At 26.2% G+C, this 20,565-nt stretch carries 14 protein-coding genes; all 14 read right to left on the reverse strand.

The annotated features are described in order from the left end of the window. Positions 1-101: 101 nt before the first annotated feature. The 14 genes from BUB83_RS19605 to BUB83_RS19670 all read right to left on the reverse strand — a co-directional run bounded on the left by BUB83_RS19605 (position 102) and on the right by BUB83_RS19670 (position 20,242). Complete coding sequence (locus BUB83_RS19605) at positions 102-350, reverse strand: DUF3990 domain-containing protein (RefSeq protein WP_073340808.1); 249 nt, start codon at positions 348-350, stop codon at positions 102-104. A gap of 559 nt (positions 351-909) precedes the next feature. Continuing rightward, positions 910-2,304 (reverse strand): BREX system Lon protease-like protein BrxL, encoded by a 1,395-nt coding sequence (gene brxL, locus BUB83_RS19610; RefSeq protein WP_073340809.1) that lies wholly within the window; start codon positions 2,302-2,304, stop codon positions 910-912. A 9-nt stretch (positions 2,305-2,313) separates the two neighbouring features. Further along, positions 2,314-4,593, reverse strand: a complete 2,280-nt coding sequence (locus tag BUB83_RS19615) for a PglZ domain-containing protein (RefSeq protein ID WP_073340810.1) — start codon at positions 4,591-4,593, stop codon at positions 2,314-2,316. 10 nt (positions 4,594-4,603) lie between these two features. Beyond that, complete coding sequence (locus BUB83_RS19620; RefSeq protein ID WP_073340811.1) at positions 4,604-8,575, reverse strand: hypothetical protein; 3,972 nt, start codon at positions 8,573-8,575, stop codon at positions 4,604-4,606. An 11-nt stretch (positions 8,576-8,586) separates the two neighbouring features. Further along, positions 8,587-9,042: a hypothetical protein gene (locus BUB83_RS19625; RefSeq protein WP_143160606.1), complete on the reverse strand. Its 456-nt coding sequence runs from the start codon at positions 9,040-9,042 to the stop codon at positions 8,587-8,589. Positions 9,043-9,047: 5 nt separating this feature from the next. Beyond that, positions 9,048-9,863, reverse strand: a complete 816-nt coding sequence (locus tag BUB83_RS19630) for a DUF4007 family protein (RefSeq protein ID WP_073340813.1) — start codon at positions 9,861-9,863, stop codon at positions 9,048-9,050. Between the two features lie 16 nt (positions 9,864-9,879). Continuing rightward, positions 9,880-10,569, reverse strand: coding sequence for a hypothetical protein (locus BUB83_RS19635; RefSeq protein ID WP_073340814.1), 690 nt, complete (start codon positions 10,567-10,569; stop codon positions 9,880-9,882). A 12-nt stretch (positions 10,570-10,581) separates the two neighbouring features. Then, complete coding sequence (locus tag BUB83_RS19640; protein ID WP_073340815.1) at positions 10,582-13,938, reverse strand: hypothetical protein; 3,357 nt, start codon at positions 13,936-13,938, stop codon at positions 10,582-10,584. Positions 13,939-13,941: 3 nt separating this feature from the next. After that, the gene (locus BUB83_RS19645; protein WP_073340816.1) at positions 13,942-14,811 is read right to left on the reverse strand and encodes a DUF4007 family protein; all 870 of its coding nucleotides are present in this window, start codon (positions 14,809-14,811) and stop codon (positions 13,942-13,944) included. A gap of 9 nt (positions 14,812-14,820) precedes the next feature. Continuing rightward, positions 14,821-16,545 (reverse strand): phosphoadenosine phosphosulfate reductase domain-containing protein, encoded by a 1,725-nt coding sequence (locus tag BUB83_RS19650; RefSeq protein ID WP_073340817.1) that lies wholly within the window; start codon positions 16,543-16,545, stop codon positions 14,821-14,823. A 25-nt stretch (positions 16,546-16,570) separates the two neighbouring features. After that, entirely contained in the window at positions 16,571-17,179 is a 609-nt protein-coding gene (locus tag BUB83_RS19655) for a hypothetical protein (RefSeq protein WP_073340818.1), read from the reverse strand. Between the two features lie 139 nt (positions 17,180-17,318). After that, positions 17,319-18,449 carry an aminotransferase class V-fold PLP-dependent enzyme gene (locus BUB83_RS19660; protein WP_159434122.1) on the reverse strand — a complete coding sequence of 377 codons (1,131 nt, stop codon included), beginning with the start codon at positions 18,447-18,449 and terminating at the stop codon, positions 17,319-17,321. A gap of 25 nt (positions 18,450-18,474) precedes the next feature. Beyond that, positions 18,475-18,669, reverse strand: a complete 195-nt coding sequence (locus BUB83_RS19665) for a hypothetical protein (RefSeq protein ID WP_073340819.1) — start codon at positions 18,667-18,669, stop codon at positions 18,475-18,477. A gap of 763 nt (positions 18,670-19,432) precedes the next feature. Continuing rightward, positions 19,433-20,242 carry an NADase-type glycan-binding domain-containing protein gene (locus BUB83_RS19670; protein WP_073340820.1) on the reverse strand — a complete coding sequence of 270 codons (810 nt, stop codon included), beginning with the start codon at positions 20,240-20,242 and terminating at the stop codon, positions 19,433-19,435. Between the last annotated feature and the right edge of the window lie 323 nt (positions 20,243-20,565).

Consider the following 20,565-nt stretch of genomic DNA (forward strand, 5'->3'; position numbering starts at 1 on the left):
TTTATTTCTTACATGAAGAGTTCTAGCTACTTTTTCAATCATATAACACAAAAAGAACAAATCATCTTCTTTGATTTCCTCATCTTCGAAAAATATATTCATCATATGGAATAGCTCCTTTCATACTTTAATGTTCTTAATGCTTTATCAGTACAAAAAACTATCTGGTGTGTTGTATATACATTAACAATATGATTTGGTTTTTTAACTAAAGACCACCTTTTAGCTTGCTTTTCAATATTAGTGCAATAAAACCCAAATCCAAAATTTTTATAAAATCCACTGACTAATACCTTAGGCTTTTCAACTTTAATAGCACTGCCATGGAATAACTCTATATTACTTTCCATACTACCTCCAAAAATTTAGTTATTTTCTATTTCATATAATTTATTAGCTTCTGTATTTTCATTATTATATTACTGGTAACTTAATATTATACCCCAATCCCCTCTACTTTTTCATCAACAATACAAAATTAATATTAATAAATAATAATTTAAAGATTAAATTTAATTTCGCTAAACATTTATTTAATCTAAAAAACATCAGATTTCTCTGATGTTTGATAGCTTGGATTATTTTGCCATTCTCACCCAAGGATCTGGCCCCATTGCGAGGGGAAATGCTTTATTCTCCGAGCTTGCTCTAAATAGCTATTAAAAGATATTGGTCCGAAAATATTTAATTCTTTATCCTTAGTAAGATTTAATATAGCTTTCTCAAAAATATTATTAGACAAATACTCACCTTCTAAAATAAATTATTTTAAACTATCTATCTCTATAACTAATACTAGGCTTTCACAATCTAGTGTATTCTAATTATATGTAACTCCTTTTAATGTGGAAGTTACTTTCTACTAGAATTAATAAAGTAAACTCTTTACTATAAATTTACCTGTCTATTCTACAACTCATATAAAAGTTTTTTGTCAAAATTGGCATCTCTATTTATCCTATAATTCTGATCTATCACAAACTGTCTATACTCTACAGCTAAATCAATAATTTCTTCTAATTCCTCATCTCTTATTTCTCCATCTGGATATACAAGCTTAATCATGCCACTTACCATCTTATTTATAGCATCTGTATCTCTTATAGAACAACCCTTAAGATTAATTCTATTTGTTATATAGTTATAATTTTTTCTTCTTAATTTATGAATCACTTCACTAAAATAATCCGCTGCAAAACCAAGATTTTTAGTGTATGCACTATTGGGATTACCTATGCTTTTTAACTCCCAACCAGGTACAACCCCTGCAAGCCTATCTAAAAATGCACTATGAGTATTACTGCTATGTAGTAATTCACCTAATAAATTCTTTTTATCATAATAACCTGATGGCAAATTTCCCACCATCATAATTCCACACTCACTAACCTTCTCTATTCCACCTCGATCAAACTTTCCAGAAGCAAGGTATTGATATAGCTTATTATTAACACTATCCTCTAACCCAGTCCTTTGAATCTTGTCAATTTCATCAAAAAGTAAAACATCATATTGAACCAATAGTCCATCTTGTTTTGTAGTAAGATTATAAAATAATTGTGGTGCACTAACGTTACTTCCAGAAATTACTCTGGAATAAGAACTAAGATTTTCATAAGCATATGTTTTTCCTGTTCCTGGGCTACCAAATTCCATCATAAATACATTATTCTCAACCATTGGAATAAGTCTAGAAAGTAGTATCAATTTTTCTCTTCTTTCATAATTCTGAAAATTAAGTCCTATAGTACTTATCATTACATTCATCCACTGCTCTGAATCAAAGTTGCTCCTTGATTCAATCAACTCATCTACATCTATTTCTGACAGTTGAAAAGCTTTAAATTGAGTAAGACAAATATCTCTTTGTATAAAGTCATATGAAACTTCTCCCATCCCCCAAAGCCCATCAATAAGTATTCTCGGATGTTCTATCAGAATATTATCCACAACTTCTGCATCACTTATTCCAAGACTTGGAATTTCCATTTGAGTTGGTTTTCTATTTCCCTTTCCATTTCCAAGATTTATCTTAACTTTGAATTTATCAATGATCTTTATACTTCCATCTATCCTTAACTCATTACGAAATTTTTCTTTTTCCCTTGCTTCAATCCTATGCTCTTGTATATATTTATTGGTTTCTTTTATTCCATCATCGGTTATTTCATCTTCACAAAAAAAACCAATTAAGTATTCTGATACATATCTCGGAAGCCCATGTATCTCATTTTTTATAGCTTTAGGTTTATCAACTACAGCACTTCCAAAGCTATCTTTTAAAATTTCTTCCCAAATTTCCATACAGTCCTCCTATAATAAACTTCTACTGTTTTTAATTTTTTGATTGAATTTCTTGACTTTATTTTCTTTTACAAAAATTTCTATAGACATTTTGATTTCAATTTTCTCATTTAAAAAATAAAATTCTATTTCAAGTATATCCATAATTTTTTCTTCTGTATATGAAATTTTAATTGGAATTTGAATAAGTTTATTCTCATCAAAGTATGGTATATTGGCTTTAGCTCCTATATTTATAAGCTTTGCATTAAATTTATTAATTTCATTAGTGTTTTTGATTAATAATATTATTTCCGATACTTTATCAGCTTCAATAATATTATTTTTAACCTCTATTTCAATTTCTTTATATTCTTTTCTTTCCGTAGTAAATACTCCAAATGGAACCATAACCTCTTCCAAACTAATTCCACCATGATTATATTCACCAGTACATTTTGGATAGAAATTATTTTTATAAATTAAGTAAAAATAATTTTCTTTATTTAATTCAACAATAGGAAGATAATATTTATTCATATTCTCTCTATCAATACAATGATATACTGTGCTATTATAAAATTTTTCTTTTAAATTTCTATATGCGACTTCATTAAAATAGTTTCCATAAATTTTAATATATCTTCCATGATTTTCAAATTGCAGATTATTTTCAGTCAAATAATCTTTGAAATCTATTGATTTTAATCCGGAGTCATATAACTTTATTGCTCCATGATCTGTCATTACAATAAGATCCAAATCTTCAGCTTTAAAATTAGAAAAAAGCTTATCTAGCTTTACACTGATACTATTACTAATGTAATTTAAATCCAATTCTTTTATATTATGAAAAAAATAATCTATATCCAATATTTCATATAAGAATACATCATAGTCTTCAATATATTCTAATAATTCACCAGAATTGTCTATCTTCTTGAATTTTCTTTCAAAAAATAGGTTATGTATTCCCTTTAGATTATCTCCATTATATATTTGATTGTACTTTTTCCCATTATATAATATTTTTTTACAATAACTTGTCACTGTAGGAATAGCACTAAGCAGTACCTCCTCCTTTTGACAAACGTAACCTCTTATTTCCAATTCTCGTTTTATCTCTCTCCATATATCATATCTCAAACAATCAATAAACAATAACAAAGTTTTTTTACCAGAAGATATATACTTTATATTTTCAGATAATGCATAATCTAGCCCCTCTTTACTAACAGAACTATGAAGATTATTATAATTATTTAAATAAAATATTTCAAATTTATTTTTTGAATTACTCCATATATTGTTTATACTATTTTTTAAATCTTGTAAATTCACTTTATATTTTTTCTCTATTATTTTAATTTTACTTTCTAAGTTACTTTCAAGAAATGGTGTATTATACTTTAAATATTCATTCTTAAAGAATTCTTTCCAATCATCTAGTTTTTTAAACTCATCTAATTTTACTGCAAATATCTTTTCCAAATCACTTATCAACAAATCAATATCATCTATCTTATATCCAAATTTTTCTTTAAAAGATTGTAATGTTAACTTCACTTCTTGAAAATTTCTTATATAATTAAATTTTTCTAAGATTTTGTTCAAGAAAAATTCACTTTCAAATTTTAATTCTCCTGATATTTCATTTAAAAATTTGGTACTTTTAAATTCCATAAAAGTATCTATTTTTTTATAGTTTTCTTTTAAAATTTCATTACATTTACATATATATGTTAATAAATCTTGCTTATAGCTTTCAAAATAATTCTTCAATTTTTGATCATGTCTAAAAAGTTTATAAACCTCATCATATATATTTCCTACCAAAGAATTATAATTATGCTCTTTATATTTAGAAAAAACATAGCAATAAACCATATTTTCAAGTAAATTATCAGAATCTTTTTTCAGAAATTCTTCTTGTATTACTTCTGGAAATTCATTAAAATAACTATCAACCATTTCTTTTTTCATTCTTTCTAGTTGAGATTTATTTATATCCCTAGATATATTCAATATTTCAAATATATTTGAAGTTGATCCAAAGTAATTAGTCAATATTATTTCTGTGTTGTCTTTGATTTCTTTAATAATTATAACGGATACATTGCTATTCTCTTCTATGTCCAAGAAAAAGTTAAAAATACTACTTTTTCTTATTACAATTTCTAACCTTCTATCATCCCATCTGTTCGAAAAAAATTTTTTTCTAGCTAAGAGATAAGAGGTTAAATCTTTAACTATTATATTTTCAACATTAGAAATATATTCTTTTGAATAATCCTTAACAATGGTAACCATCTTTTCCCTCCTATACATTAACTCTGGTAATCTCTTTCGTCCTATATTCTTCTATCAATTTATTAAATTTAGTTTGTATCTCATCTAGGGTAACATAATTTTGACCTAATGCTCTTATCTCTGATATCAACCTATTTTCAACTTCTTCAATATGAATATTTTTGTAAACTTCAATTACTTGATTATTAATAACTTCTATAAGGTGGTCTTTTATTTTATCTATTTCTTCCTTCAGAGAAACATATTCATCTCCAGTTTCAAATTCGCTCCCTATTCTATTCAATTTTATAACTATATTTTTATATACTTCGTCAAATTTGAAATTGTCTTTTATGTTGTCCTTTCCTAACTCTTTTACATATCTATCCATAACACCTATGATTTGTCTGTCGTAGTTTCTGAATTTCTCTTCTAAAATTTCTTTACCACTCTCTACTTTTTTGATTTCATCCAAGTTACAATTTTTGCATTGAGCAATTTTTCCTTCTTCAATTATCAGTGTGCATTTCTCATAAGATTTAACTTCTTCTAAAAAACTTTTTATAGATGTAATATTGGGGAATTTTATATCTGCTAGTACTTTAAGACACTCTATTCTATTTTGTTGTTTGCTAACTAAAGACTCTTTTAACTCCTCATATCTTAAATGATACTCATCATGTATTTTTTTAAATTCACTATTATAATTATTAAGTAATATTACTGTTTTTAAATCTATGCTTTTATTTAACTCCAAATCCAAAAAATCTTTTTTATACAACTCAAGTTCATCTTCAACAATAATTAATTCTTCTTTCATCTCTGAAAATTTAAATAACCCTTTAATTCTGTAACTTAGATTATTTATAATTTCATAATTTTTTTCAAACTTTATAAGTTCACTACTAGTAAGCTTTTTAAGATTATTTATATACACCCCTAATTCTTCTGCGTTTAATTCGAATGTTTGTTTTCTAAATATATTTGGTATATCAATTACAGCATTATAAAAATCAGTTGGTATATTTTTTTTACATGCTAATTCTAATTTATTTACTAATGATTTAAACTTACCTGTTTTCACATCTTTTTGAATTAATCTTTGCTCTTTATCCTTAATATTATTTAAAATAATTCTTATCTCTGACCCTACCGTAGTATATATATTAAAATCAGTTCTTGCATCTGTTCTAAATTTCCTAAACTTAGAATTTGTTACTATTCTTAACTCACTAAGCTTTTCCCAAACCTCGCCAACTTCTTTAGGTATGCTTTCTACCTCATTCTTTTTCACTTCATACTCATGAGGTTTTTTTGATATTCTTTCTAGCCCATTCTTATCAATGTTTAGTAATTTAAATGTATCTTTATTATGAATATTTATTCTCCCCATCTTAGTTGAAACTAAAATGAATAATCCTATCAATGGAACACATAGCCCATAAGGAGAAGATGATAGCTTAACGTACTTACTATTCAAATCCATTTTTTCCTCAGGTAACTCAACAATTTCCATAATTTCTTTAGATATTGAGCTTACATCTTCATCAGGCAGCTTAAATTCTAGTGCATATGTGCTTACCTTTTCCTTAATTGAGACTAAATCAAGTGGTTTTAGTGTATTGAATATTTGTTTAAAAACAATAGAAGTGTCCTTTTTGCTTATTTCTCCCATTCCTCCATCAATAAATTTATCACATATTCCATTTAATGGTCCTCTATCCTTGAAGTTTTCCACAGTAATTTCATATGGAAACTTGCTATAGTGCTTATATAAAATTTCCTTATACAATCCCATATCATTTCTAAGATTATTTTTTATTTGTCCTCCTCCAAAAACAAAAGTATAGTTTCTTAGGCTGCTAAATTTTCTTAAATATTTATTCCTAAGTTTATCCTCTAATTTTCTTTTTCTCTTCCCAAACAAATTACTTATTTCTTCATTTTTATGTATTTCTTCATTATTCTTTTCTATATATAGCATAGCCCCATATTCTTTTAACTCTTCTACTATAAATACAATGTCATTTGGAATAGCTAGACATATATTTAAAGGTAAATCCTTCATGTATTTAGAATACTGTTCTATAATTTCTTCCTTATTAAATTTTTCATTAAAATCAGGTATCAAAAAAACTATTTTCCCATCTTTTTCTGTTGAAAATATTTTGGTTAAGTCATTATTTACTAACTGATTTAACGAATATTTTACTCCTTCTAATGTTCTGTCAAAAGGGTATAATCCCATATTATATTTAAGAGAATATTTTTCCTTAATAAATATTCTATTTTCAGATTTCTTTAAGATTCCATTAAAGATATCATATGGATCTATTTTATCCTTTGCTTCATTTATTATTTTATCTATATTTATTCTACTATTAGTCAGAAAAAATCTATACTTTCCTTCATTTGTAGTTATGTTTAAATATTTATTATTTATAACAGGATTTAACTTTTCTCTAATATAAGCTTCACTAGGAAGTTGATACAAATCCCTTAGTTCTTCTGCTGAAAGTTCTACACTTGCTGAAGATTTTGTAAAAGAACTAGAATGCGAAATTGTGAGTGCCTTTAGAAAATCTACCAAATCATTGTCTTCTTTTATAGCGTTATAGTTTTGATAATAGGCACTTATTATTTCTGGATTCTTTGCATCAATAGCACTTTCAAAATAATCAAATAAATCTGAAATTGTTATAAGATTTAATTTTCCATGCTCTTCAATTTCTTTCCCAAAATATTTTTCTCTTACTACTTCTTTTAAAAATCCAAAAGAAGTACGTATTTTTTGAGAATATAGCTGTGATATAGGCTCTAAATATTCTACTGTGGCTGGATGCATTGGATAAAAATCATAAAAATCCTTGCTATAATTGCTATTTAGTGTGTCAATATACTCACTATGTTTTATTTTATAAGTGTCAAAGATTTTCCTATCCAGTTCTATGGTATTTTTTAATAGTTCTTCTCCTTGATCAAAAGCTAAAATGTGACTGTCAAATCTTCCAAATACTTTGTCCAACTCTTCTTTATTTGAACTTCCACTACTTCCAATCATTTCTTTTAAATCTTTATGTGTTGATGTAATAAGCGATACCCTAATTCCTTGACTTTCTCTGTATCCTATAGCTGAAAGTTGTGCAAGTGTTTGGATATGCCCTAAATCTTTGTTTATTCTTCCATTTTCCATAGATACAGTAAGGTATGCCGAAAATTCGTCAAAAATAATTACAAGTTCATCATATCCATTACTTTTTAGTATATTATTAACATCTTTAATAAATGTTTCCAGACTATCTATTTCAATCTTTGGAGTAAATCCTAACGCTTCCTTTATAACACACTCTGCCTTTATAATAGCATCTTTTCTATAGTTATATAGTCCTGCTATAATATCCTCAGTATCATACCCCTTACTTTCTAATACATTATCTATAGTATTTTTATGTTGCTTATATACTTTTTCAAACATCTCCCTATTTTTTTTATATATGGTTTGAATTGGTACATCTCCAAATTCTAATTCAAGTGCTGAAACAATATGACCTTGAATTACATCTTTAAATTCTTTTTCATTCTCTGCCTCTCCATTTACACGAACAACAAAATATTTTTTCTTTTCTCTTATATATTTTAGTTGAAATTGAAGTTCTGGAAATTTACTAAATTTATCAATAATAGCATCTGTTAAATATGTATTTTTCATTTCTAATAATATATTAAGCATTAATAAAAAATAAGATTTTCCCGTTCCATATTGACCTGAAATAACGTGAGATCTCTTCGTTGCAACTGAATCTACATCCCCACTTTTAAGTTCACGCCTAGTATCACTTCTAACCAAATTTAAACTTTCAAGCATGTTTGTAAATACTTCTGCCAACTGTTCTGTCATAATATAGTTTGCAAGTAGTCTTTCTTGTTCATTTACATTTCCAGCCCAACTTAAGTCAATTACTGGATCAAATTCTTTCAGACTAACTATCTCTCTAATTTTCATTTCATTCACTCCTACTTGATTATATTCTTTTGAGGAAAATCAGCTTCTTTTAGGGATTTTTCTATTTTCATAATTTTAATATTAGAAAATATAAATACTACCTCTTTTTTAAAACTTTGATTTATCATACTTGCAAAAAATTGTTTTATATGCTTACTTTCATCATCTAAGTTATATAGTATGTTTTGTACTATATTTAAATTATCAACAACTAATATTTTATTTGATTTATTAGATAACTCTTTTATATACTTAAAAAAATTTCCTGTATCAAATATTTTTAGAGTCATTCTTGTTTCTTGAAAAAAATCAATTGCTATATCTTCAAAATCAATATACTTAAAATTTTTACATTTTTTTATATATTCAACTTTGCTACCCTCAAGTTTTCCAATTGCTATATGTGCATTTAACCTTGAGTAAACTTCTTTATTTACTATCTCATTTAAATATTTTTCTATATCCATAATTATCAACTTATTTCCTTTATAATCATATCTAAAATATCATCTTTGCTTATATTAGGATTTATTCTAATCTGATTTAATCCTGCTATGGTTTCAATTGTTATTAATTTTTTTGATTGAATTTCCTCTAGTGTTTCCATTACCGCCTCTTCATCCATCAAAAACATTCTTCCTAAATTATATTTTTCGTTTACTATTTTATCTATCCCAAGAGCTGTTTGACCATCTTTCCACATATCATATATTATGTATGCAGCTACAAATGGCTCTGCCCAGTATGAATGTACTTCGAAATTCGTTTCTTTCCCTTTGCTTCCAATCGCCTCTAGGATTCCCATTTTACCAAATCCAGTTTCTGCATCTGAAATCGTAGTAATAGCTGCTGTTATAAACTGTGGATATTTCTTATCAGCACCAATTTTAAACATCTCTTTTTTAATTTCTTCAACACTTATTTTATTTGAATAGTCTAGCATCAATCTATATAAAATATCATTCACTAATTCTGAAAAATAGAATTGTCCATCATCTTTTTCCAAATTAGAATTTCTAAGTAAATGATATAACATCAAAGGTTCTATATAATCCTCTACATCTGCTATTTTTAGATATGTTCTCCCAAGTGTAGTTAGTGATATTTTTTGATTTTCCATTTTGATTGCATTAATATATTTTAACCAATAAATAAAAACCTCTACTTTAGGTAGTCCAACTCCGGTATCGTCTTTCAACTCATCTTTCCTGACAATACCATTTTCTATTTGAGAAATCAGCTTTATACAATAAGGAACTTCAAATCTAAAACCTTGTTTTGAATTCATACTATCACCCTTCCTATTACTTTATATTTTTAATCATTGTATTTATTAATTCATAGTAATTTTTCTCTAGTCCATAAAAATATATTTCATTACCATAGTATTCAACTATATTTTTATTATCTTTTTCTGATATTTTTATAAATTCAATTTCTCTATAATATAAAAGCTGCAATAATATAGATTTATTATCTCTAAAGAACTTAGCATATTCTTCATTTAAAAAAAGTTCATCATTTTTCAAATTAAAAGAGTATATTTCTTCATTAAAATCAGAGAATATTGCTCCTATTACGTTAGTTTTTATCACAGATTTAGTTTTTTCTATATAGTTCCATCTAACAGTTTCATTCAAATCTTCAAACTTAGATTTTTGATCTAATTTATATACATTTTTGATTTGCTCAATAATCTTATCTTGTTTTGCTTCATAAGAAACTCCATTGTAAATTGTTGAATTTATCATAGATGATTCACTTTTAAAATTCCATATTATTTTTGAGAACTCATAGGTTAATTCATTAAAAATATTATTTTCCATCGAAATAAATTCACTGTTTATATTGATTAAACTTCTTATAAGAGTTATCTTGTATAAATTTTTCATGGTTGTCTTTTTTGATAGAAAATCTTCTATTCTATTCCAAAAAATTTCATTGTTAAAACAAATAATCTTTGCATTACCTTTTTTTAAATTCCAACCAGCCATATCTTCTCCCCTTTATATCTCTAGTAGAATTTTAGCCAATATCCTTTTCTTTTCAATTTCCGATACACTTGTCCCCATATTCTTCAATGTTGATTCAATTTTAGATTGCAACATTTTTCCTAACATTGTTTCATTTCCCAACATAGGGATTACCCTTTCTTTTCCATTCACTATTATTTTTATAACTTCTTTTTTGCCTGTATTAATTTCACGTGGCAATACTTGTAACTCTTTTTGTAACAATTCTTTGTAATCACTAATATCTTTTTCATTTCTCCAGTTTTCATAATTATAACCTTTTATTCTTTCTGTAAGTAATGATAGTATCTCTGATTCATCTTTGTCTTCTATCGTAATTAATAAATTAACAATATCGTTATTCATATTTCTTTTTTTTATTTCATCTATAGCTTTTCTTAATGAATATCCTTTATAGCCTAGCAATTCTACTGTTTCAACTACCAATAAGTTTACAAATTCTTTTTTGTTGTTTTCAAAACTTGTTATATCATAATATATTTTTTGGCATAAAAGTTTATAATTTTCTTCCTTGTACGCTCTTGGAATATCTTTAAGTAAAAATTCTCTTCCACTATTTATACTAAATATTCCTCTTAAAACTTTATCCAATCCTTTATAATTTTTAAGGTATATTCCAGTCATAAATCTTGGTAGTGATAATACATAATTCTTTATTCCTGCCAAAACTCTGTTATATATTTTCTCTTCTTTCTTTGAAATATATGGATTAAATATATTTTCTAACTCTTTCATATAACTCACTTCAGTTTTTGAAATTGAATAGTATGCAATATCAAATTTTTCCGGATTCTTTTCAATTAAATTTAGTAATAATAAATCTGTATCTGCTTCATTTTTTGTTCCTGAATATGTTATTGAAATTTCTTCATAATTATCGACAATTATTACTCCTAGTATAAAGGTAAAAATTCCTTTTCTTATTCCATATACGCCTTTATTACTACAATAATTTTCATATAAATTTTTTAATGATACTTTCTCATGTTTTATACTATCTATTATTTCTTCTATTAATTCAGCATAAGTTGATTTTTTGATAGATAATTGTTCATTCACATATAATCTCTCATTTTTCATTAAAATTCTAGCTACAGAACTCTCTGCTTTTGTATCACTAAAATATTCATCACCTAAATTTTCCTTATTTAAAATTCTATTTAGTATATCTACTCTTGCTTTTTTCATTGGAAAAGATAAATTATGCTTGTTTATTAATTCATAATTTATTGGAAAGTATTTATAATATTTTTCAGATAAATATCTATCAGTTTCTTGAAGAAAATCGATTGTTTGTTCAAAATATTTTTCTATTTTTTTAGATATAACATCTTTTATTTCTTTTTTATATGATTCTATTTCCTGCTTTAATATTCCTTCTTTACTATATCTTTCATATAAAAGAATCATACTATTTATTGCTTCTAGTTCTTTAAGATTATCCATAATATTTAATTTTTTTCCGCTTTTATTAAAAATAACAATATAATCTTTTTCTTTTAATTTATTTACAATTTGCAGATAATTTTCGTTGTTCTCTATATTTGTTATATAAAGTATTTTTCCATCTTCATAGATATTATCTAATTTTGATAATCTACTTATATCTGATACATCTATATAATACTGTCCAAAATATCTATTTATTTTATTTTCATCATTGTATTTTAGAGGATAGTATATTTCTTGTTTTAGATTTTTTTCCAAAGTTTCCACTGGGTCAAAGTTACTTAAGTTTTTTTCTATATAATCCGATACCTCTTTGTCCACATTTACATCTATGTCTTCTATTATTTTGTAGTGATTTAAATGTCTACGATAATTGATTAGATTTTTATCTTTTAATTCAGTTTCTATTTTAAGAATATCTGTTTTTCCCATTATATATTTCATAACTTCTGGTGTAGGTTCTATTTCAGCAAATTTGTTATAAATATATATAATTGCTATAGATTTAATAAATTTTATTTTTTCTGGCTCATTGTCTTTAATCTTTGATAACACATTTTTACTATTAATATATATCTTATATTCATTGCTATCATGTGCTAGCAATCTTAGATTTTCTTCAAAGAAATCATATATTTCAGGTAAAGTAATAAATTGCTCATTGCGATTTTTTAAACTATTTTCTTCATTTCCACATATAAATGAGAATAGTGTTCTTTCATTTTGCGCTAGTTTTTGTGACAAATCTGGTAACACGTTTACTGCAATGTAGTCCATAGGATAAAATTTTTCAGTTATATTATATGCTGTATCATTTATAATTTTTAATTTTTCCAATAGTTTTTCTTTAGTTTCAAATTGTCTTATATTATTTTCTCTGTACTCTAAATAATTTTCCTTTTGCAAAATATTTTGTAGTATTTCCAATATATTTACTTTTTCGTATATTAGATGCTCTTTTAAAAATCTTCCACTTACCTTTTCCCATTCATCTTTTTCTGCTTTTCTATCTAGCTTTGTTCCATATTGAAATATATCTTTATGCGTAATAAGCATAAGTGTTGATTCATTTTTTTCATTACAATGTTCCGCCATGTCCTGAATTTCTTTTACATCAATATTATTTATATTTGTTTCTAAGTACCTACCAAATTCGTCAAATAAGTATATTACACCATCATATCCTGCTTCTTTTACTGATTCTTCTACTTCAATTAGTAACTCTTGCATTTTCATTACTTTTTCTAAAGGAGCAAACTTTTCTCCTGAAAATAATTCACTATATATTAATGAAAATATTTTTACTGCATTGTTATCTCTTTCCTGTAGATATGTAAAGAATTTTTCTTCTATACCTTTTTCTTTTATTTTGTTTATAAATTCTTCATAAGTTGATGCATAGTCTTTCTTCCAAGCTGCTAATTTTTGTTCTATTATTTCATACTGTGTAGATAAATTTAAATTTATTTTTGTTTTTTTAGCACTTTGATTTATTCCCAAAAGTAATCCTTTTGAAAATTCACTTACATTGTCTTCGATAAAAACAATAAAATATTTTTTCTTTTCAAATTTATGTAAAATTTTATTCACATCGTATATTTTATTTGATTTTTTTAGAAAATCAGTATAGTTTTTAGTACTGTAATCCTTGTCAAGTATATTCATTAAAACTGATGTAAAGTATGACTTTCCTGTACCATATGCTCCTGAAAGTAATATTGATCCACCTTCACCCTTATATATCATAGTAAGAAATTTTTCTAATAATTTTAGGTTACGAAATGTTGGATAATATGCATTTATCTTTTGAGGATTCATATAATCATTTTTTATGTTTATAGAATAATTATTTGTATCTATTGTCTTCACTATATCATTCATCTTTTAGTTCTCACTTTCTAATATTTTCTCCACTATTTCTGTTTCTGAAAGCTTTTTCACTATGTGGATATTTTGTAGTCCTGCTGCTCTATCTATAGATATTAAATCTGTACGTTCTAATTTTGATATAAGCTTTTCGTAATCATTAAATCTCATTTTTATTATTGAATTAAAATGGATATAAGCCTCATTAAATGTACTCACCTTAGTATCTACATTTTTTAATTTTCTTGTTAAAAGATACAACGGTAAGTATTCTGTAATCTCTGAATGTTCTATATTTCTAAAATAATATTTTTCATCACTATTTTTTATTAAATATTCTAGCTTTGTAAATGGTGAATATATTCCATCTTCTGGATCTTCATTTACCTTGTTATCCTTGTTATAAGTTTTTAAAAAAACTGATAGGCTATCTTTAGCACTTCTACTTGAAATTTCTATTCCATTTTCCTTACAATACATAACTAATAGTTGCATAGCTGATTCGTCTGAAAATGAACTTACCTTATTACTTTTGATAAATATTTCCCACAGTACCGCTTTTTCTTCTTTATTTTCTCTATCCATGATATAGCTATGCAATAACCATAAACTATTTTTATTCTCAAAATAAGGATCTTTTTTAATAATAAGTTCTATATCTCGTTTTAAACAATATTCTTTGTTTTGTTTTTTTAGTATATCTAGCAATATCATCCAGTATCTCAACGATTGAACCATTACACTCCCTATACCAAGTTCATCAATAGCTGCTATATTACTTTTTACAAATATATTTTCTGAAGAGTTCTTTTTTACATATTCTACCCCTTTTTTTATCCATCCCATTCTTACATAAAAGGAACTATGTCCCACTAATATATTAGTCATTTTTATAGTCTACTCCTTGGTCTTTATTTTTAAAGTTGATGTTACCAAACATCCTGATTCGAACCTGTTTACACAATTCAAACAATGAATACACTTGTTTTCATCAATAGAATAGGTTCCATTGACTACACTCAATGCTCCAAAGTTGCATGTAGAATTACATGCTTGACAATATATACAAATATTGAATTTATTTAACTGTCTTATTAATTTTCCATATAAATATCTATCCTCTAAGTCTATTATCGTAGCTCTTATTTCTTTTTCTCCATTTTTAAATATCACTTTAATAATTGCATTACCTTTTTTATCAATTACAAACATTTCTTGTGAAGCTCCTTGGTTTCTAAAAGATAACTTACCAAAAGGCTTAAATAAAGTTGTAAATTCATCATCAACGGGTCTATTTAGCGATATGCTATATGTATTCTTTTCATTAATACATTCATTCTTATTTATTATTGTATTTTTACTTTTTTCTAACCCATCTCCACCTTGTCTTGCTCTCCACTTGCTATTTTCAACGTAATACTTTACTTCTTTTTCTAATTTATCTTCACTGATATCAATTTCATTGTTTTTATAATAATTTTTAACAATTTTTCTAGAAAAATCATATATAAACTTTTCCCAATCCTCAGAATCAAATGTTATATTATTACAATGATTTTTATTCACATGTATTTTTGCTAAAAATTGTGATATATCAGAATTATTAGGGCACATCCAACACCCAACTCTTGGGAATCCTTGTTTATAACTAAAATTAAACTCTATATTTTCTGATAACATATATAACCACACATCTAAATCCATCCAATCTATTATTGGTGAATTTACTATTCCACCATGTATTTTTGGAGTTTTACTAACTTTTTTGTATTTTCTTCTTGATGCTGACTCTCGTCTTCTAATTCCATAGAATGTCAATAAATCCATATCAAAATTTGAAAGTGTAGTCCCCATTGGTCCTGTTTTAAATATAGAACAACACCATGACTTAACCCTACTTGGTGGGCCTATTTCTTTACACATCTCCAAAAAATTATTTTCATCATTTTTTTCTTCGAAAAATGGTGTAGCTGGATTTTTTTCTTTAAAATCTTTTATATATTCATATGTTAGTGGTAACTCTAACGTGGTATCTCCAAATATGTGGAGTACACTTTGGTTATTTGTTGCCTTGGTAACCATGTACGATACTACTGTTGAATCTTTTCCACCACTAAATGAAACTATTGGAACTCTGTTTTTATATTTTTCTATTACTTCATCTATAAAAGGGTAAGCCCCAATATAATATCCTTCACTATCTCTATCTTTATTTTCTAATAGATAATGTATATGCTCTTTATTTTCTTCCACAAAGTCTTTAAATATTTGAGTTTCTTTGTTTATCATTTCCTCTGTTTTTTCAAAACCTAGTATTTTTTTTCTAAAACTATCTATATTTCTGATTTCTTTTATATTCTTTATCATACTCTTTTTTAATGGTTTACCATCTATAAAATATCTTCCTTGCTTGCTACACCATACTGATTTGAAATATATACTATCATCTAGCGAAAAAATATTTTTCATTAAATGTTTTTCCTCTAAAAACACAGGCCTCGCATCTGTAGTTAGATATGTTAATCCACTATTTTTTATCAATAATGTATCTTTATCCTCATCAATTATTATTGGTATATTTTTAGTATTATTCCAATATATTTTGTAGTTATCTAATTGCATACCTCATATCCATCTCCATTTAATATCAATATTTGATTTCAATACCTTTGTCCTCTATTTCTTCAACTGTCTGGAAATAATCATATACTTCTTTTTCTAAAGTATAATCTATATTTTCTACCCAATTTGATTTGACATATCCATTTTCCATACCAAAATTCACTATTTTACTATATGTCCATTTATTTTCATTTTCTTTTTGTATTTCATTACTTTTCTCTACTGTGCTTTTTTGTGTTTTTTCTCCATTTTCTATGGTTGCTTTATCTAATCCTTGAGATTGATCCAGTGTGTCCAGATTTAATTTTTTACCTTTATTTGATTTTATTATGTCTAATATTCCTGCCATTTGTTCTTGATTTATTGAAATAAAATATTGGAATTCTATATATGATTTCAATAAATTTGTTTCAGTTTTTTCTACCAAAGAAAGAAATGAATTTTCATCTACAAAAATCCCATCTACTATTTCTAATATTGACTCTCTATTTTTTAGAATATTAGTAATATCCTCTACATTAGCATCTATGTTATATTCACTATATACATAATTCATTATTTTTTTAGTAGTTATAGTTCCCATCCTACCTGCATACTCATCTATTGCTTTATCTAAATAATATTTTAATTCCATAAACATTCCTACCTATTATTTTATTTTTTTCCTTGATTTCTATTTCTACTTTTACCTTATAATAATCTTTCACTGCTTTTTACCTTCAAATCCAATATTTCTTAATCATCTCACATCATATAATCCTTATATTTAAACGCTAAAATATATCTTCTAGCGTTTCTTGTAATTTTTTAAAATCTTCATATTTGTTAAAATATCCAACTGAAAATCTCATTGTTCCAGCATTTTGTGTTTTCATATGGTTATGTGCTAACGGAGAACAATGTAATCCTGTTCTAATTTCTATTCCATGGTCGGATAGTATTTGTCCTAGTTCTTGCGGTGTAAAGTTTGGTGATGTAACCGATATTATTCCTATGTTGTTTTCTATATCAGAATGTATTTTTATGTCATAACAATATTCTTTGAATACTATGTTTAATTGTTCTAAATTTTTTATTTTAGCCTTTTTAATTTCCTTTATTCCTATTTTTAAACCCTCATCTGTGGCAAGTTTTAATCCTATTATACCCATTATATTTGGACTTCCTGATTCGAATCTTTCTGGCAACTCTACTGGCATATCTATTTCTTCTGATTTTATACCTGTTCCTCCATATAATAATGGTTCCAACTTTATGTTTTTATTGTATAGGTATCCACCTATTCCACTTGGTCCATACAGATTTTTATGTCCTGAAAACACTATAAAATCACTTAATTGTGATATATTTGTATAGTCTAACACCCCACCTGTTTGTGCTGTATCTACTACTGTTATTCCATTGTATTTTTTAGTTTCAAAAAAAATCATTTCAACGGGAAGTATATTTCCAAATACATTTGAAGCATGTGTTAAAATTACTAAATCTGGTTTTTTAGACATAAATCTTATTTTCATATCTTCAACATCAAGTTCTGTTTTATCAAATTTCAAAACTTGTATCTTGATTTTTTTTTCTTTTTCTAATCTCTTTAATGGTCTATATACTGAATTATGTTCAAACGGAGATATATATACAGTTTTGATGCCTGAATAATCCAATCCTGATATTATTTCGTTTAATGAAAATGTAGCTGATGAATTTATTATTACTTCGTGAGTATTACTTGAATAAATCCTTTTTAAATTTTCAATTAATCCTTTTTTGATACCTCTTGCAGCTTCACTCTTTTCTGAACTGCTTCTACTAAAGTTTACCCCTATTTTTCTATATATCTCCATCGTATTATTATATACTGATTCATGTTTTGGAAATGTTGTTGATGCATTATCAAAATAAGCCATTATTTTCTTCCTTCTCATATGTTTTTTAGTTTAAATATGTTTTTTCTTTCCCACCTGTGATACAATTCTCATTCCCTGTCCCCAGCTCTATACTTTTATGCCCCGGAATTGATTGTTTGTCCACAATAATTGAAGTATTGTTTATACCTTCAATTATTGATTTTTCTTCTTCAATTTGCGAAAGCTCAATATTGAGTTCTTGTGATTTAGCTTTTATCACTTTCTTCACCTTATTTCAGTTGATTTTCTAAATTCTATCTGTGAAAGTTCCCTGATGAAAAATCATTATTCAATTACCCTTTATTTTATCATAATTTGTATTTTTATCTTGTCGAAACGTGTAGCAAAATACAAATTATTTTTAAGCTTTTTTCCATACTTTTTTGATTAAATTAAAAAACTGCCCTTGTTGGCAGTTTTATTGATTAGGTATTTCTAAAGAATATAAGTCTTCTATATACCTATAGGGGGTAAATGTGGTATAATCTAAGAAAGGTGGTGAACTAAAATGAATGTAATTATTGATTCAAGATCTTTAGAAGTTATACAAACTGCTATTAACAATAGAGAAACTAATACACCCGAAAATATAAGGATTTTTGTAGCCGGCATCGGCTGAGGAGGCCCAAGTTTTAGCCTTGCTCTGGATGAGCAAAAGGATGATGATGTATTAGATGATTCTAAAGGAGTAAAATTTATTATAGAAAAAGAACTTTTTGAAAATTATGGTGACATAAAAATAATTTTTATGGGTAACGGTTTTAGCGTTGCTCCAGCTAACAAAGGAAATTCTTATGGCAGTTGTTAAATCAACAAAAATTTACTTGCCTTAAAATTAACTAGTTAAAACTAAAAACTACTATTCAAAACTAATATGAGGACAATGCTCAACTTTTCCAAAAGTTAAACATTGTCCTCATATTTATTTATTTATTTATTTATTTATTCAATAAAATTTTTAACTAATTACTTAATATACACCTCTAATAAACACCTATTTCCGAAATGCAGGTATTCCCGTTATCACCTTCTGATGCTTCAATAATTATCACCCTCACAAAACTTGTCTTAACTTTATTCAAAGTTAAAAAATCAATCTTATCAAACTCATATTCTTCGCCTTTTTCAATATAGATATACCTATTACCTGAAAATTCAATTCTTAAGATTTGCGGTACTCCACTTTCATTGAAGGCTTTCTCAGATTTTTTATTTCCATATTCAATTTCTATCTCATTTATAGTAATTTCACTTTCAAAGTTTAATTGAATCCATTCTCCTATCCCTGGTCCATCTGCTCCCTCTGCCCAAGCTGTCCTTTCATTAAAATCACAAACATACTCTAACAAATAATCTTGTCCATCTGAACTTCCTGCACAAGATGATGCTTCAATAGATTCAACTATAAAATCAGTATACTCAAAACTTAATCCATCAGTATCAGTTATAATTTGATCTGAAATATCAATCCACTCTTTATCTGAACTTACTTCAACTACATCCTCTTCCTCTGAATTTTCGAATTGCTCAACTATGCCAGTATTGCTTATTGCATCTTTAATATAATCTTTAGCATCTTCTACAAAATCATTAAAACCACCAAAAAGTTTAGCTGTTATAAATATCAGTGATGCAGCCATTGCAATCTTTGATTTCTTTTTTTTAGGCTTTTTGGAACTTTTATATTCCTTATTATCACTTTCATATTCCTCATTATAAGTTTCTTTATACTTAATGCCTGTACCATTCTCTGTGTATATAGGATTATTTTCTTTATTATTTTTGATTGTCATTTCCCCTCCTATTTCATATCATAGACTCTCGGAATTAACCGAGTGTTATGTTTTAAGGGTTTCCTCAAAACACTTTAGTTGTAATCCTCCTACTTTTAGTAGGAAGTTTTTTATTTTCTTAAAGTGAAATTGGAAATTTCACTTCTAAAAAATATTATTAAAACTCAAAAAAACACTTGACTTTTGAAAATCAACCCAATAATCGCATTGAAGGGATTATTTCCTTTACTAACTGTGATTGGGGTGTTACAAATGAAACCTAAATATGTTTCTCATGAATCTTATCAAAACTTTGTATTATCAAATCTTCAAAAACATTACGC

The organism is Clostridium grantii DSM 8605 (assembly GCF_900129965.1).
GTDB classification, from domain to species: Bacteria; Bacillota; Clostridia; order Clostridiales; family Clostridiaceae; genus Clostridium_AF; species Clostridium_AF grantii.